This is a genomic window from Streptomyces sp. NPDC001450 (genome assembly GCF_053597295.1).
The window spans coordinates 1-1359 of record NZ_JBSFHY010000146.1 but is presented as its reverse complement, the minus strand read 5'-3'; the positions used below and the strand labels follow the sequence as shown (position 1 = coordinate 1359).

The following is a 1359-nucleotide window of genomic DNA, read 5'->3' as shown; positions in this document are numbered from 1 at the left end:
TGGCTTCGTTCATGAGAACGGACAGCACTTCGACACTGGTATGGGAGGCATGAGGCTCCCGAGGCCGGGACGGAATGTTCACGAGTTTCGACAGCACCGCGCTTTCCTCGGGCAGCTGACGCACGGTGTCGTCGCTCCTCCGCATCGTTGCCGCAGCGAGCTTCTCGCCAATCACCCCGGGTCGGCATGGTCCGAAAGAGACGGCCTAAAGTGGCGAAATGCCCCTGCCTGCCGACCGGCCCGCCCTGGACCTGCTGGATGCGCACCTGGAGGCGCTATGGGACGGAACGGACCTCCCGCTTCCGGAGGGGCCGGTCCGCCTTGCAGCGGAAGGAGGGGGCGAGCTCGTCCACTGGGCTCTCGACCAGCTCTGGCGCATCCCCCGTGAGCCGAGGGACGCCTTTGCCCGTCAAGTCGGCGGTCTGCTGGCGGAGTTCCGCTGCCGTCGCTGTCCCTGGAACGCGGCGGCGCTGCGGCTGCTCGACGACACGTACACCTTTGCGGCTACCGGCCCTCGGCGGTACGAGGACTGGGCGCACGACGTCCGCGCCGTGCTGCACCGGTCGGTCCCTGACCCCCGGGGCTGGGTCCGGCTGGACTGGGACCGCACCAACGCCGCCCGCCACACGGTGCCTGCGTACCCCTTCGATCCCCCGGACTCATCAGAGTTGCCCGGTCGCCTGTACCCCCTGGAGGCGGAGGCGGCGGTCGCCGCGCTCGCCATCATGGCCGAGGAATGGCAGTCGGAACCCGCCCCCGTCCGCTCCCGCCCGGATCGGGACGCCGTGCTCGCGGATGCCCGGACCCTGCTCGATCGGTACGGGCCCACGGCGCGCTACTGGACCAACGCGACGACCGCCGCCTCTGACCCAGCCCCGGACTTCCTCGCAGCGGGCCTCCAGGGGACTGAATCCCATGGTTTCCTCACCTCCGAGTACCTCAACGGCCTCGACTTCCTCGAGGACCTGGGCCTGATCGCGGTGACCGACGACGAGGTGGGCGTCTTCTGGTCGTTCGGGGCGTACTGACGACGTTCAGAGGAGGCACGGCGACCGTCTACCACCGCCTTGGCGACCCCGAGCCGGGCACGGCCGCCGTTGAGGCGGGCCGTGCCTTGGCCGACCGCCTCGGGGTGCCGTTCCACTTCGCCTCCCGGGACGTCCCCGATCACGAGCCCCCGCGCTGGCGGACAGCCCAGGGTCTGTCCGGGAGGGCATGATCGGAAGGCGGATCGGGACGACGCTCGGAGGCAAGGCTAGCCGCCGGGTGCCTCCCGTTCTCGTGAACACCGCCCCAGGACTGATCCGGCCGCCTCCCGAGACGGTGAACAACCGCTGTCGCAACTCGTGCACATAGCCA

General features: G+C 70.0%; 1 protein-coding gene. It reads left to right on the top strand.

What is annotated here, in order from left to right; genetic code table 11:
- Window positions 1-218: 218 nt before the first annotated feature.
- Window positions 219-1028 (top strand): hypothetical protein, encoded by an 810-nt coding sequence (locus ACWC5O_RS45445; protein WP_450592533.1) that lies wholly within the window; start codon window positions 219-221, stop codon window positions 1026-1028.
- Window positions 1029-1359 lie beyond the last annotated feature (331 nt).